The sequence below is a fragment of the Halohasta litchfieldiae genome, assembly GCF_002788215.1.
Classification (GTDB): domain Archaea; phylum Halobacteriota; class Halobacteria; order Halobacteriales; family Haloferacaceae; genus Halohasta; species Halohasta litchfieldiae.
In genome coordinates, this window is the sequence record NZ_CP024845.1 from 3,042,427 (window position 1) to 3,059,719 (window position 17,293).

Consider the following 17,293-nt stretch of genomic DNA (forward strand, 5'->3'; position numbering starts at 1 on the left):
CGTTCGGTGGGTGGGTCGTTCGGGTTCGGGTATCTGGTGGTCAGGTGGTCAGTCGATTACTCGAGGAGTTCGACAGCGTTGTCGTAGCTGTATTTGAAGTCCTCGTCGAGCTCGTCGCCTCGGTAGTAGTTGACGAGGCGGCGAATCTTCGACTCCGTGTTCTGGAGTGCGCGTTTGTTCGAATGGTCTTGGCCGTTCTCGTCGACGTGCTCGCGGAGACCGATGGCGCGCTCCATGAGGTTCCGGAGGTCTTCCGGCAGCTCAGGGCTTGCATCGTTGTCTTCGAGGATCTGGGTGACCTTCTTGCCAGTCGCGAGTTTGACGTTCGGAATCGGCGTCCCTTTGACGCCTTCGTCGCGCAGTTTCATGCCGATGACGCTCGGGTCATGGCCTGCTTCGGCGAGTTCGACGACGCGGGCTTCGATTGCGTCACTCTCTACGTCACTCCACTCCGGGGGTTCGTCTGTCGCCGGGCGGTCCGATCCGGACGAGCCACGGCGACGGGTATGCATTCGTGCCATTATTGAATTGGAACGGCACAGGCCGCAAAACGACGTGTCTGCCAGTCCCGCGGCAGGGTCGACCGTCGGGTCGACCGCCACCGGGGGCTGGCAGCGCACTGTCGCAATCCCAAGCCCCGAGGGGCGAGTCAGAGTTACGACTGTGCTGTTCCCAATGGTGTCTCCACGGTGTGGGCGTTAAGGGTTTTCTATTCCGTATGGGTGTGCCGTCGACTGACTCAGTGTCGACGAGTCGAAGGCCTTAATAAGAGAACCGGGAAAGCATTTGTTGCGAACGAGGGCTCGTAGATCAGTGGTAGATCACCCCCCTGGCACGGGGGAGGCCGCGGGTTCGAATCCCGCCGAGTCCATCCAGTTTTTCTGATTTGTTTTCTTCTCAGAGAAACGCAATTACCGATCTATTCGAACAACTGACGCGCATACCGATTGATCGGTGCGCCAAGCCAGTCCCGCTGTTCGGCAATCGTCTCAAATGCTTCCATTGCCTCGTCTTCAGTCAACACCTCTCGCTTGATTAACGCCCGAAGCACAATCGGTGACAGCGCGACCTCACAGTCGACAAGCTCCTGCAACTCCGGCAATGCTCGGTAGTCATCAGTAATCAGAAACGCCGCCTCAGTCTCAGCGGCCGCCGCCACACAACTCGCCTCGCCGTCGTCGATCCGACTCGTAACGAAGGCCTCGCCCGTCGACTCCAGTACAGCCACCTGATCTTGCACCGACAGCACCTTGGCTGCACCCGCTCCGTGAACATCATCATACGCGGCTGTGTCTTCGAGTTCCGACCACACTGCCTGTGTAGTGACGATTTCGTACTCCCCAAGAACAGAATCGAGAACACCACCAACGGCAAGAGAGATGAACGCGCTCGTATCAACAACGAGCATTAGAGGTCTGCAAGCTTGTCAGCAAGCTTCTCACCGCGATCAAGCACGTCTTTCGAGGCTCTGACCGCCTCGGCATCCTGTCGACCAATCACAGCAACGAGCGTCTCGTACTCGATTTCCTCGGCCAGGAAGAGCTCAACCACAGCTTCCCGAAACTTCTCGTCGGACTCCTTGTCGGCCAAATACTGCCGTAACGCCTCAATGACCACCTCAGTCCGATTTTTGTGCGTCACCTCCGCCGTAACGTCTGCCTGCGTGAGCAACTCCTCGGGGAGACGAAAGTTGACCCGTTTTGTACTCATAGTTGTACATACGTTGTGGGTACAAAATCAAAAGCGTGTTGGTGGGACGAGGGGCCTCTCTGTTTCACTCGACAGAAACACAGTAGCCAACGATCAGTCGACGTCTTCGACCACAGCTGCCCCGGCTGCGTTTCGCATCACGCTCTCCAATCCTTTCCTCGCCGTTGCCTTCCGACTGTACCCCTCGCCGCTGTCGGCGATGATATTCCCGTTGTTGTGGACAAGCCGCCAACGCCACTCGTCGGCGCGATCCTGAAACAGTTCGAACGTGGCCTTGCTCGCTGGGGCTTCGATCCCGACGACCTCGTCTTCGACCGCTTCGCCGTCTGCCTCTACTTCATCCTCGGCAACTACGTCCGCGTCATCCCCGACGTCCGCGTCGTCACTGTCGACGACCCCTTCCGACTTGCCGTCGACAAGTGGCCACTCCAACTCGACTTCCAGTTCGGCCTCGTCGTCCTCCTCGTACTCCATCTCAAGCTCGAAGGTGTCCGGCACAGTCACCGTCACTGCGTCATCGCCAGTGAGTTCGACCGTCCCGGCTGCGATCCCGTCGGCCAGTCGACGGAGCGTCGCCGCACCAGTCTCGCGGCTCACAACGTGGTCGACCTCGTACTCCTCATCCTGCTCATCGTCATCCGGTCGATTTGAATCTGTCATAGTTGGTACTATGTGCCGTGCTGGGATAACTCCAAGTGACAATTCAGGGTTTCGTCGACCGCACTGTCTCCCAGTCGACTACGCAGCCTCGTCCCACTCGCCAATGAGTTCTGCTGTGTCGGTGATCTCGGCGGCGTAGACGCGCTCCAAGTAGTCGAGGCCTCGCTCGTGTTCCTCGGCGCTGAAAGCGTCGACACAGTCGGCGGGAACGACGATATCGTAGCCATTGAAAAAGCCGGTCGCCGAGGAGTGGCGGACACACATATTGGTGTGGAGACCGGTCATCACGAGTCGGTCGACGCCGAGACTTCGGAGGTGCTGATCGAGGCCCGTTTCGTAGAAGGCATCGTAAAACCGCTTCTCGAAGACGTGGTCTCCGGCCTTGGGTTCGAGATCCGGAATCACCTCGGCACCCTCAGTTCCGCGCATCGCGTGTTCGCCCCAGACCTCTAGCTCGAAGTCCTCGGGTCGGTGAGCGTCGTTGGCGTAAATGACTGGAACGTCGTGTTCGCGGGCGGCTGGCAGCAGATCGTCTCGGAGCGTGGGAATGATGTTTTCGGCACGCTCGGCCGCGATTGCGCCAGTCACGAAGTCGTTGACCATGTCGAGAACGATGACTGCATCACTCATGCAGAGATGGTGGGTCGACCACAGCAAAGAGCTTCGGACCACCCGCTGAAAGAGCCATTCTCAGCGGAGAGTTTGAGTACCACGAACTACTCATGTGACTCCTAAACACACTGCCAAGACGGCATCGCAGCCAGTCGACCGCGTCCCATCACAAACCCCGACTGTCGACGACAAACGATGGGGTAGCTGGCTATCATCCAGCGTATACAGAGAACAGACTGAGAGGCACCCAACGCCATCGCACATCGATTTGTGGTCAGCACTTAAGACATCGATTCCCCGGACAGTAGCTGATGACTGGACGATTTACACGACGGTCTGTGCTGCTGAGTCTCATGGCGGCGGCTGGCACAACACAGCTCCCGGCGACCGCAGCCCAAGAGTCGGAGGGACACGGCATCGAACAGGAGGGTGCAACGCTCACCCGGTTTGCAACTGGCCTTACTGGGGCCGAAATGACGGGCCTGTTTATTACCGCCGAGGGCCAGTTTTTCTTCAACGTCCAGCACCCCGATACCGACGGCGACGACGAGGCCGACCCCGGAATCGTCGGCGCAGTCACCGGCGTCGACATGAACCGGCTCCCGAAGGACTTCCCGAGCGTTCAGGTCCCGGAAGACGACGATGCCGAGGTCCGAACCGCAGTCGGCGACTACCAGCGGCTCGCCCGCGGCGGCGAGTCGACGGGCGATGGCGAGGAACTCGGCTCGGTCTACACTCCTGACGGTGAGTTCCTCGTCGGGCAGACTCACCCCGATTTTAACGGGTTTATTTCATCGAGCGAGGTCGACGGCGAGGGGTATCTGTTCACCAACTGGGAACACTGGCCGGGAACGATGAGTCGACTCCATCTCAGGCAGACCGGGCGAAACGGCCAGTGGGAAGTCTTGAACTCCGAGAACCTCGATTTCATCGATATCGAAGGAACGTGGCAGAACTGTTTTGGAACCGTCTCGCCGTGGGGAACGCCACTCACCTCGGAGGAGAACTATCTCATCACCGACACCCCGGACTGGAACAATCCAGACTGGGATGACGATGAAGAACGGGAGAACGTCGACCGGCTCGCCCGTCATCTCGGCCACGAGGAGGATGATGGAGAATTCACTGAAGCGTTCCCGAACCCCTACCGCTACGGCTACATCGTCGAACTAGAAGAGCCGGAACGAGAACCTCAGCCAGTCAAGCGGTTCGGACTCGGTCGGTCGGCCCACGAAAACGCGGTCGTGATGCCCGACCAGCGGACGGCCTACACCACCTCCGACGGCACCGGACGCGGCTTCTACAAGTTCGTTGCCGACCAGCCGGGTGATCTTTCGGCAGGAACGCTGTATGCCGCCAAAGCAACGCAGCGTGGCCCAGACGGTGGCGACGTAGCGGCAGTCAGCTTTGGCTTGGAGTGGATCGAACTCGCTCACGCCACCGAGGAAGAAATCGAATCGTGGATCGCCGAGTACGACGACATCACCCAAGCCGACTACGAAGACGGTGAGACATCCTACATCACCGAGACAGAGATCGAAACGTGGGGCGATGGTGAGGCCCCTGACGACCGTGTTGCATTCCTCGAAACGACCGCGGCCGCCGAAGCCAAAGGCGCAACGACCGAGTTCCGCAAAATGGAGGGCGTCAATATCCGCAGAAACGCCCAGCCGGGCGACTACATGTACGTCGGCATGTCGAACACCAACGAGACGATGAGCGACGACGAGGGCGACATCCAGATCGACGAGGAAGGTGGGGACTGGGGCGCAATGTACCGAATGGAACTCGAAGTCGACTACGATGTCAGCGAGATGGAACCCATCATCACCGGCGGTCCAGACGCAAATATCTGCGGTGGCTGCCCCTACGACGCCACCCCCCAGTCAAACGACAAGGCCTGCCAGTCGTGTGCGTTCAACCCGACCCGAGACGAGGAAGACCGTGGTCGACTGGTCGGAACGATGAACCTCGCCAAATCGATGGCGATGAGCGGCCAGACCTCGCTTGATCCGGAAAACACGATTGCCGAACCCGACAACATCGTCGTCATGGACGACGGGCGGGTCGTCATTGGCGAAGACACGGGGAACGAGGGCCACGACCACAACATGATCTGGATCTTCGATCCGGGCAACGCCTGACAACCGAGAGCGACGCTCGATCAGTCCTTCTTCGTTATCCAAGCGAAGTTTCGCTACCACAAGCAAAATTGTTTTATTGGCACGGTCAGTCGACAGTGCCAATGCCACTTGCGCTGCCACACGACGCCAAGGCCGGACCGACCAAGTCGGAAGTACGGTCGGTACTGCTCGGTAAACTCGACCTGAGTGAGTCGGATCATTTCGCCGAGGTCGGCTCCTGTACCGGTGCAGTAACCATCGAGGCCGCCCGCCGGGCCGGTCGCGTGACCGCCCTCGAACGCAGGGCCAAACGCCTTGAAGTCACGAAAAAGAACCTCGCGGCCAACGAGGAGTCGGTCACTGCCGAGGTCGACCTCCGAAACGCCGAGGCCCCCGAGGGACTCCCCGACGATGCCGACGCCCTCTTTTTGGGTGGGAGCCGGAACTTCGAGGCCGTCTTGGATCACGCCGTCGACACCGAGGTCGACCGGATCGTGATGAACGTCTCGCGGCTGGAAGTCGCAGGCCGCGCCACGCAGGCGTTCCGCGACCGCGACATCTTGGAGGAGGTCGTCCAGTTTCAGGTGAGCCACGGCTACGAACTCGCCGGGGCGACGAGTTTCAACTCCGACAATCCAGTGTATATGCTCGTCGGCAGTGCAACAGAGGACAGCGATGAAGGTGGCAAAAAGGCGGAGGCCACACAGTGACGCTGTACGGAATCGGCCTCGGTCCCGGCGAGGGTGATCTGGTGACCGTGCGAGGGAAAGAGATCCTCGACTCGGTCGACGTGGTCTACTCGCCCGGTCGACTCTCGCGGACGGTCGCACTGAAACACGTTGAGGAGTCCAAAATTGGGGACCTCGATTTCCCGATGACCCGCGACGAAGACAAACTCCGCACGGCATGGAAAGCCGCCGCCGAGGAAATCGCTCCGCAGGCCCGCGAGGGCGATGCGGCCTTTGTCACCCTTGGCGATCCGAACATCTACTCGACGTTCGGCCATCTGCGCCGGACGCTGGATGCCTTCCATCCGGAAGTTGAGGTCGAAATTGTCCCCGGCGTCAGCGCGATGACCGCCTTCGCCACCGCGCTGGATGTCGAAATCGAAGCCGGGGCAGGCCTCTCGCTTCGGGAGGCCGCCAACGGCCACGCGCCGACTGGCCCGGATCGGATGATCCTTTTTAAAGTGACTGACGCACCCGCGACCCACGAAGGGCTTGTCGAGGCTGGCTACGACGTGACCTACGGTCGACGGCTCTACATGAAGCAGGGTGAGACGATTATCACCGACGATCCAAGCGAGATCGACGAGCGCGACTACTACACCCTTGCGTATGCTGTCAAACGCGACCTCAACATAGAGCCAGCGACCGCGAAGTTCGCAGTCGACGAACACGACAGCGAGGAGGGCGAAGCATGAGCGACGAGTCCGCGGCCGACTCCGGTGAGGAGACAGACCCGCAATCTGCCATCGATGCGCAAGGCGAGCGTCGACGGGCTGAACTCGATGACCGGATCTTCGACCACAACGCGGGCGACGAACAGGAGGGCATCCCCTTCGTGGGTGCCGGTCCCGGTGATCCACGACTCCTGACGGTCGCCGGAATGGAACTTCTCCAAGAGGCTGATCTGGTCGTCCATGCCGGCTCGCTGGTCAACAGCGAACTGCTGGATGAGTACTGCGATCACGCCAAGACAGTCACCTCGATTGGAAAAGATCTCGAAGAGTTGATCCCGCTGATGCGGGACGCCCACCGAGAGGGCCGGAACGTCGTCCGACTCCACAGCGGCGATCCGGCGATCTACGGCGCGGCGCTCGAACAGATGGATGCCCTAGAGCATGAGGGAGTCTCAACCTACATCGTTCCGGGCGTCACCTCGGCGTTTGCGGCCAGCGCGTCGCTCCGGACCCAACTCACGCTCAACGAGGTCTCGAACCACGTCGCGTTCACCCGACCGCAGGGCAAGACTCTGACCGAAGAGGACGACCACATCAGCGAGTTCGTGGAGATGGGTGATGTGACCACCTGCATCTATCTCGGCACCCACGCCGTGGCCGACACGATGGACCGACTCATCGAGGATGGCCACGACGAGGACATTCCGGTGGCTGTGGTCTATCACGCCTCGTGGCCCGACGAGGACATGATGATCGGGACGATTGGCACGATTGGCGAGATCCTCGAAGAGGCGGGGCATCGGGCCTCGGCGATGGTCATTATCGGCGATGCCGTAACTGGGGCGGGCTACGAGCGATCCTTCCTCTACGATGGCTGGGCGAATCGGGGCGACGACGGTGCGGAAGACGAGGAGTCGACGGCAGACGAAACCACGGAGACAACAACACAATGAGTACTGACAACGACAGTTCTGACTCTGGCGGACACTGTAGCACAGCCGACAGCGACGGCGAGGTCGCCGAAGAGATCGCGATCATCTCCTTCAGCCGAAAGATGGAGACCGCCGAGGAGATCAAGGCTGAACTCGCCGACCGCTACGAGAAAATCGACATCATCGAGTACCACGGCGAGGTCTTCGACGACCACTGGGGCGAGTACGACTGCTTTATCGGCCTGATGGCCAGCGGGATCGCCATGCGGAAAACCGCCCACCTGCTCGACGACAAGTGGGACGACCCCGCCATCTGTGTCGTCGACGAAGCGCTCACGTGGGCCATTCCGATCACCGGCGGCCATCACGGCGCGAATCAGGTCGCCCAAGACCTCGCCACGATGGGTGCGATCCCGGCGATGACCACAGCCTCCGAAGCAGCGGGCAAACAGGGCGTCGAGGCCCGCGCGAAGGCGATGGACTCCCACGTGGTGAATGGTCGGTCGACGATTCAGACCAACCTCGCGGTGCTCGACGACAACCTTGGGCCAATCGCCCGACTCGACGGCCCGCAGGCCGTGCTGGTCGGCGATGATGTGACGGTTCTCAAACGAAACAAAGACGACGGCGTCGTCATCGGGACTGGCAGCGTCTCGGGGGCGTCGGCTGAGTCGTTCATCGCGGCGTGGGAGACTGCGCTTGCGGAGACCGAGTACGGGTTCGAGGATGTCGACTTCGTTGCCACCGCGACCAGAAAGGAAGACGAGGAAGGCCTGTTGGAGGCCGCCGAAGAGTTGGATCTCGGCGTTGTTGCTTTCGACAAGGAAACGCTCCTCGAACACGAGGGGCCGACACCCTCCAGATCGAAGGAACTCATCGGCTGGCCCGGCGTCTCGGAGGCCTCGGCGATTGCCGGCGGCCGCGAGCAGGACCTCCTGCTCGAAAAAATCGGCTACGAAAACGAGGTGACGGTGGCGATCGGCCGATGAGCAGCGAATCGACCGACAGCAGTACAGTCGACCAACCCGACGACCTCGGCACCCTCTCGGTCGTCGGCATCGGCCCAGGACTGCCCGACGACATGACCCAGCGCGCCAAACGAGTCATCGAGACCGCCGACTGCGTGATCGTCTCGGACCTCTATCAGGCGTTTCTCCGCGATGACGGCAGCCTGCCACCCAAAGACGAGGTCGACGACGATGGGTTCGTGACCCGCGACAACGGCCACCAACAGGAGATCATCCGGTCGACGATGGGTCGACAGATCGAACTCGCAAAAGTGGCCTTTGAGCGCGTCCGCGAGGGCGACGACGTGGCCCACGTCTCGGGCGGCGATCCCTCAGTGTACGGCAAATCCGACCTGATTTTCAAGATGGCCGAGGAGGAAGACGCCACCGACGTTCCAATCGAGATCGTCCCCGGCATCACCGCCGCACTCGGCGGCGGGGCGATGGTCGGCGCGCCGCTGTGCAACGATTTCTGTACGATCTCCTTATCCGATAAGTGGCGCGGCTGGGAGGAGATCGAACAGAAACTGCGGGCCGCAGCGATCAGCGATTTCGTCATCGTTCTCTACAACTGCTGGCGAAACTACGAGAAGGCAGTCGACATCGTCCGTGAGGAGCGGACCGACGATGCACTCGTCGCGATTGTCAACGACGCCGGGAGGAAAGACGCCGGGCGAAACGGTGAGGACCACTTTATTACGACACTCGGTGAGGCCACCGACCACGACCAAAAGGTGTCTGGGATGGGGACATCGCTGATCATCGGCAACCACGAGACAGAGACGTGGAGCAACGACTACCGAACGTTCCTCGTCACCCCGCGCGGTGGGCGTGACGTCGAGAATTTCTAATTCAACCATGAGTACGGACACAAACACGAATCAGACGGATGAATCGGCAAACGACGGATCAACTGGCGGCTGTACGGCCAAATCAGGGTCAACAAAAAAACAGTCGGTCGACGAGAAGATCGGCTCGACGGTCGACGATTTCGACGCCGAACCGGGGCAGTTGACGGCTGTGGGTCTCGGTCCCGGCCACCCAGAGGGGATGACCCAACGCGCACGTGCCGCGCTGCTGGATGCCGACCACATCGTCGGCTACACGACCTACATCGAACTCCTTCCGGAGGAGATCACCGAGGAGGCAGACGAACTGTACGATACGCCGATGTGTGGCGAGGTCTCACGAACCGAAGAGGCAATCGACCGCACGCTGGCGGGCCACGACGTGGCGATCATCGGCAGCGGCGACCCCAACGTCTACGCGCTGTCTGGATTGGCGCTCGAAATCATCGAATCGAAGGGAGCCACGGCGTCGATGCTCAATTACGAAGTCGTCCCCGGCGTCCCGGCTGCCCAGTCCTGTAGTGCGCTGCTCGGCGCGCCGCTTGTCAACGACACCGTTTCGATCTCGCTGTCCGATCACTTGGTCCCGATGCCGGAGATCGAGTCCCGCCTCCATGCCGCCGCGGGTGAGAGTTTTACAATCGTTCTCTATAATCCATGGAGCCGGAAGCGCCGGGAGAACTTCCAGAAGTGCTGTGAGATCCTGCTGGCTCACCGTGGCCCTGACACGCCGGTCGGCATCGTCCACGGCGCGGGCCGAGACGACGAGGAGGTCATGATCACCACGCTGGACCAACTGGAGGAACTCGGAGAGAGCGAGATCATCGACATGACGACCACGATTCTGGTAGGCAACGAGGAGACCTACGTCTGGGACGACCGGATGGTCACCCCGCGTGGCTACGAAACCAAATACGACTACTAACATGACTGCCTACGAAGTCACCCTCAACAAGGAGCCCTGTGACGGCATCTTCGCCTGTCTGACCCGCGATCCGCGGTTCGTCGAAGACGACGACGGACTGGCGACCATCGACCCCGACGGCGATCCGATCTACGACGGCGACGGCGAGGTCCGCGAGGAAAACGGCACCGTCATCGCCTCCTTCGACGACGAACGAATCGAGGAAGCCCGGCAGGCTGCGGCGGCCTGCCCCGTGAACGCAATCACCGTCGAGGAGGTCGACCAATGAGCATTGCCGTCCCCGACGATCTGCTGGCAGGCCACCCCTCGACGGCGTACTTTTGGGGTCGCGTGGCTGGCAACGGCGAGGTCGACCGCAATAGCCTCACTGTGACGACCAACGACGAGGCATCGGCCGAGACGATCAGCGAGATCGTCGGCAGCGAGGTCGACCACGACCGGAAAACCCGCGACTACGCCCATAACACCGACATTAGCAAGACCGAAGACGAGTACACGGTGGAAGTGACGAGCGACGACCTCTTTGGAATGAGTGGCTCGCTCGGCTTGCCGGTCGACGGGCGCGGCAACTACCGGTTTGGAGCCTTCTCGGACTTCCGGCGTGATCTGCTTCGCGGCCTGCTGGAAGGCTGTGGAACGATCTGTTTCAAATCCTCCAGCGGGACTGTGGGTGTCTCGTTCGTCCACGATGACGCCGAGCTGCTCGAACTCGTCCAACAACTCATCGACGACTGCCCAGTCGACGCGCCCTACGGCGACCTCTCGGCGACCTCGTCGGGTGGCTACTGGTTCGGCGTCGACGACGACGTGGCTGCCGACTTCGGGATCTGGCTCTACGAAGGCACCGAGGATACGGGCCTGTTCGCGCCAAGTCGACGCCGGAAACTGGTGCAAAGTCTCGATCAAGCAACCGACGTCGAGTTCGACCGCTCACAGTTCGAACAATGAGTCAGGGCCAGCTTCGGAACGCCATCGATTCGGTCGACAATGAGGCCGTCCTGCTCGTGGGGCATGGCTCGCGCCGCGAGAAATCCAACGAGCAGGTCCGCGAGCTGGCGGCGATGCTCGAAGACCGACTGGAGATTCCGGTCGACGCCGCCTTTCTCGAACTGGCCGAGCCTGCGATTCCGGATGCTATCGAGGGGTTGGCTGCGACTGTCGACTCGGTGACGGTCGTCCAGCTCTCGCTGTTCGCCGCGAGCCACGTCAAAAACGACGTGCCGGTCGCGGTCCAGCAGGCGCGGTCGGCCCACGAAACCGAGATCAAAAACGGCGCGCATCTCGGTATCCATCCCGCGATTGTCGACCTGCTGGATGATAGGGCAAAAGCGGTCGAAGAAGAGTTGGGCGTCGACCGCGAGGAAGACGACGTGGCGGCGGTCGTCTGCGGTCGTGGATCGAGTGATCCGGATGCCAACGCCGACCTCCACAAACTCTCGCGGTTGCTGTACGAGGGCCGGGAGTTCTCGCACGTCGAAGCCTCGTTTATTGGGATCACCGAGCCGACGCTGGACGACTCGCTGTCGACCATCGCCAAACAGCGGCCCGACGCTATCGTCGTGGTCCCCTACATGCTCGGCGACGGTGTGTTGACTGGGCGGATTCGGGAGTGGACTGACGACTTTGATGAGGAGTATCCCTACGTCGACGCCAGCTGTGGCGATCCGCTTGGGACCGACTCACGGCTGCTGGATGTGCTGGGTGATCGGTGGCAGGAGGCTCGGACCGACAGCGTCGAAATGTCGTGTGACACCTGCAAGTACAAGGTCGACCTCACCGGCTACGAGGAGGATACGGGCGGTGCGCGAGCGATGCTGCGGGCGCTCACCCAACAGGAGACTCACGCCGACCGGAGCGATGTCGACGATGATCCGCATACGCACGATGCGCCAGCAAAACACGTCGCCGTCTGTACGAACCAGACCTGCGCCGAAGACGGTGCGCCCGCGGTGCTCGAACGCCTCCGGCAGGAGGCACGGGACTCCGATGAATGCGATGCTCGGATTACGCGCTCGTCGTGTCTGGGGCGGTGTGGCGAAGGACCGATGGTCGCCGTCTACCCCGAGAACGTCTGGTATGGCGGCGTCCAAGCCGAAGACGCCGAACGCATCGTCTCGTCGCATCTCGACCGCGACCGCATCGTGAGCGATCTGGTCGACCAGACGCTTTAATCACACTGACCAACCACACACATCTATGAGCTGTTACGAAATCGAAGCACTCCGACTCGGATTGATGAACGTCCTTGGAACCGAAGATCCCGCGGCCCGCGAACACGCCGAAACCGAACTTGAGGGCCACCTCACCGGCCCAATCGAGGCGCTGGCCGACGCCGACTCGCTGTCGGCAATCGAGCGCCATCTCGACGCCGCGCTAGTCGACCTCGAAGAGGAAGTCGCCACCACCTCCTCTGATGACCCCGAGTACAACTATCTCCGCGGTCGACTGGTCGCCGTCCGGGATGCCGAACGCGCGGTCCACCGCATCACCGCCCAAGGCGAAAGCGTTCTCTCGGGACTCGGCGAGGCACACGACGTGCTTCACGAGACGTTCCCAGTCGAAGACTGAGTCATGGCCGACGCAACCGACGCGCTCCGAACGGTCGACCTCGGTGCAATCGAACCGGCCCGAAGCCGCCATATGTGGACCCGGTCGAGCCTCGCGCTCACCGACTCGCTGGCTGTCGTCGGCCAGTGGGACGGCACGATCACCGCGGTCGACCGCGAATCCCTCGACACTGTGTGGACGGTCGACCACGTCGACAGCCCCGCCTCCCTGCTCGAATCCGACGACCAAATCATCGCGGCTGGTCGCGGCGAGACGGGGACCATCGCAGCCTACGACGCCAAAACAGGCGACCAACAGTGGTCGTATGCCACCGCCGACGACATCGGCGCACCGACGTCGGACCGCGTGTTCGAACAGCCCTACGTGGTCGACCTCGCGGTGGGTGAGGACCGACTGTTTGCGGCGGCCCGACGCTACGAACGCGACGGCAAGGACCGACGCTGGCACAGCGCGGTGTACGCCTTCGGTTCAGAGGGCACCGTCGACTGGCAGTACTCGGTCGACGCTTCACCAATCGCCCTCGCCCCCAATGCCGCGGGCGACCGCCTCGCGGTCGGCTACAACCGATGTATGGGCGACCACAACCATGGCCTCGTCGTCCTCGACACAGCCAGTGGCCAACCGGCGTGGATGTGGGACCCCGGCACCGAAGGCGACCGCCGGGTCGGCGACGTATCCTACGACGGCGACTCGCTGGCGGTCACGAGCCACGGCGACAAACGGGGCTATCTGCTCGGACCGGGCGGTCGACAGCAGTGGCGCGTCGACCTCGCGGTCCCGACCGAAATAGAAGACGAAACGCTGTATGCCTACCCGAACCACGTCCACGCCCACGATGGCCGCGTGGCCTTCCTAACTGGGAATACCTACCCGGAGGAGGGCCGCGAAACCGAGGGTCGACACCCGAACGAACACCGAATCGTGGGGGTCGACGCCGACGGTGCTGAGTTATGGGACGCCGACCTCGGAGGGTTCGTCCACGGCACGGCGGTCGACGGGGATCGAATCGTCATCCCCTGTGCCCAGAATTTCCGAACGCGCGATTCGTCGACGCATGCTCTGCGGGAGTTCAATCTCGCAGGCGGGCCAAAAGAGGCGACGACAGTCGACGGGATTTCGACTGCGGCGGCGGTCGACGGCGGCGCAGTGGCGATGGTCGAAGAGCCAATCGTCTACCACGACGAGGGCGAGAAACGCGGCTCGTACGCGTTGCATCTCGGATAAGGGACTGTTTTTCCGCAACTACTCCGGTCGCTCTGTTGGGTTGATGTCGTGTGCGTGAACGAGTGGTAACCCACTGTCTGCGGCCGCCTCGAACTCGCCGTCGACGAAGGTCTTGATACACTCGTCGTCGTGGTCTGCGTGGCCGAGATACCACTCACCAACCTGCAGATGGAGGAGTACCTCGCAGTCCGTACAGTAGCGGTAGCCCGTCGACCCCTCGCCACCGTGGGCGGCCTGCCGGACACTCTTACAGAGTCGGTGTTTGCCCCACCATTGCTCGCAGTTCGGACAGCCATACACGTAGTTGAAATCCGACTGTCGACGCTCGTAGTAGGTCGAACACCGCCCCGGCAGTTCGAGGGGGTCGACCCACGCCCGAAAGGAGTCGCCGTGACCCGTCTCGATGGTGAACCCGGCGTCGACGGCCGTGTTCCGGCCACCGGTCGCGGGCCCGGTGTCGGCGTGGTCGCTGTGGCCCCCATCGGGGGTCGCAGTCGCACCGTCAGCCCGGAGTTCGATCCCCATCTCGCCGACGACTGCCCGCTCGCCACGATGTTGGTACTGCCAGGCGTGGACGAGTTCGTGGCGGATCGTCATCTTGCAGGCCGCGAACCCCGCTCGGTCGTAGGTGTGTTCGGTCAGTGTGATTGTCGCGCGGCCATCGCCGTCGTAGGAACACCGCCCGTGTCGACGCTTCGCGCGCGTCGAGGTCGACCACGTGATTTTGCTGAGGTCGACGCCGTCGAGCGGCCACTCCTCGCCGCAAACCACGGCCTCGCCGTACCCACGGGCCCGACGGGAGAGCTCGTGGTTGTCCCCCAGCGTCCCGACCGTATCGACTGCCCGACTGTCTGTGATTCGCACTGGTTGGCGGTTGGTGAGCTCTCGTATATATGTTCACGGGTGGCTCCTGATCGTAATTGTATGACCAGTGTTCACACAAGACTGTTACCCAGTTCATCAAAAATCGAACAGCCGTGAAAATGTCTTCGCTTAATGTGGTTGGAAGGACTTGATAAAACTAGGTAGATTCGTAGTCTGGGACATTTCACCCCCCTTCCTCCCCGAACGTGCTACGCCTTCCTACCTGTTCCCCCACGTTTCGGCCCTCCCCCCTTCCTATTTATTCTCCTGTGAACTCGCCCTGTGACATCAGTCGACGCGCGATCACGACCAGGCCGTTGCCGAACCCCTCGCCGTAGATCGCGTGTTCCTCGTTGGTCGACGGAAGGATCGTACTCACGAGGATCTTCGAGCGGTCGACCAACAGCAGCCGACCGATAGCCGTCTCACCGGTATCTTGTTCCTCCTCTCGGAGCCACCCTAACCCCGAAACGAACGTGGTTGCCTCGGGGATCGACTCTTGGATCGCAGTTCGAATCAGTTCGGTCGGCGCGCCGATCAGCAGGTCGACGCTCCGGTTCATTTCGGTGAGATTGTCGACCAGCCGGTCGGTCAACAGCGACTCGTCGCCGACGACCAACACGATCTCGTTGGTGGCTTTGTCGAGCAGTTTGTTCGTCCGGCTTTCGATGGCCGTCGAACCGGTCAGTGCCCACACCTGCTGGATCGACGATTCATCGTGGTCTTCGACCATCTCCACATCGTCCAACGCAGCCTGGAGTCGGTCGACGCGACTTTCGTACTGACCGCGAAGCGTTTCGGTCGCCTCCGACATCGAGACGGCCCGGAACTTCTGGGGACTCGAATGCTGGATTTTGACCAACCCTTGGGCCTCTAAGATGCGAACCGCATCGTAGACGCGGGTTCGCGGCACGTCGGTCATCTCGCTGAGTTGCTTTGCGGTGCCCGTAGACAGCCGTGAGAGGCCGACGAAACAGCGGGCTTCGTACTCCTTGAGCCCGATCTGCTGGAGGACTTCGACAGCCTCGGTTACGTTTTCTAATGTGGACATAAATCTATCTCTCCGGAGAACCCGGTCATGCAGTACACTCGGTGTCCCACACTCATAGGTATTGTCACTCGATTCGTGAAATCAATTCCCAATTGAATGGTGATATCTGGACAAACAGACATTCAAAGACTTTTCACGCAAATAGTGAAAATTTGTTGTGACGGCTACTGTCACATACTGCGAATTCAACGCTGATATTTCTACGGAGCGAATACTGCTTTTCTAAAAGCATTCACTCAGTTAATCACAAAAGCAATATACCTACAGAGTCTAAGGAGGAGGAGACAATCACGATTGGCACAATCGCTACCGTCTGCCGTCTCACGCAGTCGTGGTCGACGGTAGCCAACCGCTGTCAGCTCCTCGCATGACTACTCACCGCACAGATCAGCACTCGACAGCCATCGAACAGCTCGAAGCGTTCAGACTCAGCACCTATGCGGCCCGAACGTTTGTCGCGCTCTCCAGTCTCGGCTCCGGAACCGCCAAGGAGGTCAGTCAGGTTGCAGAGGTTCCGCGAACCCGCGTCTACGACGCCGTCGAGGAGTTGCGTGACCGGGGGCTGGTCGACATCCAGCAGTCCAGCCCACAGCGATTCATTGCGATCTCGGCCGAGACCACGCGCCGAAAGCTCGACCAAGATCTCCAACAGCGCCTCACGAAGTTGACGACGGCGCTCGATCAGCTCGAAGCGGTCGACAATGGGTCCGAACAACGGGGTATCTGGACAGTCAGCGGCCAAGAAACCATCGTCGACCGACTGCTGACGTTTCTCACCGAGGCCGACTCGGAGATCGTCTACGTCGCCGACGATGGGTTCCTCTCGGAGCGGCTCATCGATGGACTCTCGGCGGCCGTCGACCGCGGCATCTCGGTCAGCATCGGTGGGCTCTCGGCCGAGGCGATGGACCGCCTCCAGGCCGAGATCCCCGCGGTCGAACGACTCGAACCCGCCGCCCAAGCCATTCCGATGGTCAGTCGGTTCCTGTTGGTCGACGGGAGTCGAACGCTGCTGAGCGTGCAGGTCGGCAACCCAACCCCGGATGCCGAGACGGCGATCTGGGGGGCTGGAGAAACGAACAAACTCGTCGTCATCCTCAAATCGATCTGTGGGGTTACCGCCGGAGCGACCGACGGGAGTCAGTAACCCTACGCCACGACCTCGTAGCCGCTGTCTTCGATAGCCGAGGTGACGGTTCCTTCGTCGACATCGCCGTCGACTGTGACCGTTCCCGCCTCGTGGTCGGCCTCAACGCCCTGAATACCCTGTAACTCCGAGACCGCAGCCTCGACGTTTGATTCACAACCAGTACAGCTCATTCCAGTGACTGAGAATGTCGTACTCATAGATACCCACAGGCCCGCAA

The 17,293-nt window shown here is 61.2% G+C and carries 21 protein-coding genes and 1 tRNA gene; 14 read left to right on the forward strand and 8 right to left on the reverse strand.

The window, feature by feature from the left end:
• Positions 1-56 precede the first annotated feature (56 nt).
• Positions 57-521: a 30S ribosomal protein S15 gene (locus tag HALTADL_RS15400; protein WP_089671432.1), complete on the reverse strand. Its 465-nt coding sequence runs from the start codon at positions 519-521 to the stop codon at positions 57-59.
• A gap of 278 nt (positions 522-799) precedes the next feature.
• On the opposite strand from HALTADL_RS15400, the gene HALTADL_RS15405 reads away from it, so the two are divergent.
• Positions 800-871, forward strand: a tRNA-Ala gene (locus HALTADL_RS15405).
• Positions 872-919: 48 nt separating this feature from the next.
• Here the strand turns inward: HALTADL_RS15405 and HALTADL_RS15410 are convergent.
• The 4 genes from HALTADL_RS15410 to HALTADL_RS15425 all read right to left on the reverse strand — a co-directional run bounded on the left by HALTADL_RS15410 (position 920) and on the right by HALTADL_RS15425 (position 3,000).
• Entirely contained in the window at positions 920-1,408 is a 489-nt protein-coding gene (locus HALTADL_RS15410) for a hypothetical protein (protein ID WP_089671431.1), read from the reverse strand.
• A complete protein-coding gene (locus HALTADL_RS15415; RefSeq protein ID WP_089671430.1) occupies positions 1,408-1,710 on the reverse strand; it encodes a ribbon-helix-helix protein, CopG family in 303 nt (100 codons plus the stop codon). The genes HALTADL_RS15410 and HALTADL_RS15415 overlap by 1 nt, the downstream gene beginning before the upstream one ends.
• 93 nt (positions 1,711-1,803) lie before the next feature.
• Positions 1,804-2,370 carry an HVO_2922 family protein gene (locus HALTADL_RS15420; protein WP_089671429.1) on the reverse strand — a complete coding sequence of 189 codons (567 nt, stop codon included), beginning with the start codon at positions 2,368-2,370 and terminating at the stop codon, positions 1,804-1,806.
• Between the two features lie 78 nt (positions 2,371-2,448).
• Entirely contained in the window at positions 2,449-3,000 is a 552-nt protein-coding gene (locus HALTADL_RS15425; RefSeq protein WP_089671428.1) for a cysteine hydrolase family protein, read from the reverse strand.
• Between the two features lie 293 nt (positions 3,001-3,293).
• Here HALTADL_RS15425 and HALTADL_RS15430 point away from each other — a divergent pair, with 293 nt between their 5' ends.
• From HALTADL_RS15430 to HALTADL_RS15485, 12 genes are all read left to right on the forward strand, one after another.
• Complete coding sequence (locus tag HALTADL_RS15430) at positions 3,294-5,126, forward strand: alkaline phosphatase PhoX (RefSeq protein ID WP_177171905.1); 1,833 nt, start codon at positions 3,294-3,296, stop codon at positions 5,124-5,126.
• Positions 5,127-5,227: 101 nt separating this feature from the next.
• A complete protein-coding gene (gene cbiT / locus HALTADL_RS15435; protein ID WP_218143648.1) occupies positions 5,228-5,815 on the forward strand; it encodes a precorrin-6Y C5,15-methyltransferase (decarboxylating) subunit CbiT in 588 nt (195 codons plus the stop codon).
• On the forward strand, positions 5,812-6,528 hold the full coding sequence (locus HALTADL_RS15440) for a cobalt-factor II C(20)-methyltransferase (RefSeq protein ID WP_089671426.1): 717 nt from the start codon (positions 5,812-5,814) through the stop codon (positions 6,526-6,528). Before cbiT ends, HALTADL_RS15440 begins: the two co-directional genes overlap by 4 nt.
• A complete protein-coding gene (locus tag HALTADL_RS15445) occupies positions 6,525-7,460 on the forward strand; it encodes a cobalt-precorrin-4/precorrin-4 C(11)-methyltransferase (protein ID WP_089671425.1) in 936 nt (311 codons plus the stop codon). Before HALTADL_RS15440 ends, HALTADL_RS15445 begins: the two co-directional genes overlap by 4 nt.
• A complete protein-coding gene (gene cbiG, locus HALTADL_RS15450) occupies positions 7,457-8,428 on the forward strand; it encodes a cobalt-precorrin 5A hydrolase (protein WP_089671424.1) in 972 nt (323 codons plus the stop codon). The genes HALTADL_RS15445 and cbiG overlap by 4 nt, the downstream gene beginning before the upstream one ends.
• The gene (locus HALTADL_RS15455; protein WP_089671423.1) at positions 8,425-9,297 is read left to right on the forward strand and encodes a precorrin-3B C(17)-methyltransferase; all 873 of its coding nucleotides are present in this window, start codon (positions 8,425-8,427) and stop codon (positions 9,295-9,297) included. Before cbiG ends, HALTADL_RS15455 begins: the two co-directional genes overlap by 4 nt.
• 7 nt (positions 9,298-9,304) lie before the next feature.
• Positions 9,305-10,219, forward strand: coding sequence for a precorrin-3B C(17)-methyltransferase (gene cobJ, locus HALTADL_RS15460; RefSeq protein ID WP_089671422.1), 915 nt, complete (start codon positions 9,305-9,307; stop codon positions 10,217-10,219).
• A 1-nt stretch (position 10,220) separates the two neighbouring features.
• Complete coding sequence (locus tag HALTADL_RS15465; RefSeq protein WP_089671421.1) at positions 10,221-10,487, forward strand: ferredoxin; 267 nt, start codon at positions 10,221-10,223, stop codon at positions 10,485-10,487.
• Positions 10,484-11,167, forward strand: coding sequence for a cobalamin biosynthesis protein (locus HALTADL_RS15470; protein ID WP_089671420.1), 684 nt, complete (start codon positions 10,484-10,486; stop codon positions 11,165-11,167). The genes HALTADL_RS15465 and HALTADL_RS15470 overlap by 4 nt, the downstream gene beginning before the upstream one ends.
• The gene (locus tag HALTADL_RS15475; protein WP_089671419.1) at positions 11,164-12,390 is read left to right on the forward strand and encodes a CbiX/SirB N-terminal domain-containing protein; all 1,227 of its coding nucleotides are present in this window, start codon (positions 11,164-11,166) and stop codon (positions 12,388-12,390) included. The genes HALTADL_RS15470 and HALTADL_RS15475 overlap by 4 nt, the downstream gene beginning before the upstream one ends.
• Before the next feature lie 25 nt (positions 12,391-12,415).
• The gene (locus HALTADL_RS15480) at positions 12,416-12,787 is read left to right on the forward strand and encodes a DUF3209 family protein (protein ID WP_089671418.1); all 372 of its coding nucleotides are present in this window, start codon (positions 12,416-12,418) and stop codon (positions 12,785-12,787) included.
• Between the two features lie 3 nt (positions 12,788-12,790).
• Positions 12,791-14,011 (forward strand): outer membrane protein assembly factor BamB family protein, encoded by a 1,221-nt coding sequence (locus tag HALTADL_RS15485; protein ID WP_089671417.1) that lies wholly within the window; start codon positions 12,791-12,793, stop codon positions 14,009-14,011.
• Between the two features lie 18 nt (positions 14,012-14,029).
• Here the strand turns inward: HALTADL_RS15485 and HALTADL_RS15490 are convergent, their stop codons facing one another.
• Together HALTADL_RS15490 and HALTADL_RS15495 are read right to left on the reverse strand one after the other, a co-directional pair.
• Positions 14,030-14,875, reverse strand: a complete 846-nt coding sequence (locus tag HALTADL_RS15490; protein ID WP_162551742.1) for a SprT-like domain-containing protein — start codon at positions 14,873-14,875, stop codon at positions 14,030-14,032.
• A 259-nt stretch (positions 14,876-15,134) separates the two neighbouring features.
• Positions 15,135-15,926 carry a TrmB family transcriptional regulator gene (locus HALTADL_RS15495; RefSeq protein ID WP_089671415.1) on the reverse strand — a complete coding sequence of 264 codons (792 nt, stop codon included), beginning with the start codon at positions 15,924-15,926 and terminating at the stop codon, positions 15,135-15,137.
• Between the two features lie 367 nt (positions 15,927-16,293).
• On the opposite strand from HALTADL_RS15495, the gene HALTADL_RS15500 reads away from it, so the two are divergent.
• A complete protein-coding gene (locus HALTADL_RS15500) occupies positions 16,294-17,073 on the forward strand; it encodes a TrmB family transcriptional regulator (protein WP_089671414.1) in 780 nt (259 codons plus the stop codon).
• A gap of 2 nt (positions 17,074-17,075) precedes the next feature.
• On the opposite strand, the gene HALTADL_RS15505 is transcribed toward HALTADL_RS15500, so the two are convergent.
• A complete protein-coding gene (locus HALTADL_RS15505; protein WP_089671413.1) occupies positions 17,076-17,273 on the reverse strand; it encodes a heavy-metal-associated domain-containing protein in 198 nt (65 codons plus the stop codon).
• Positions 17,274-17,293 lie beyond the last annotated feature (20 nt).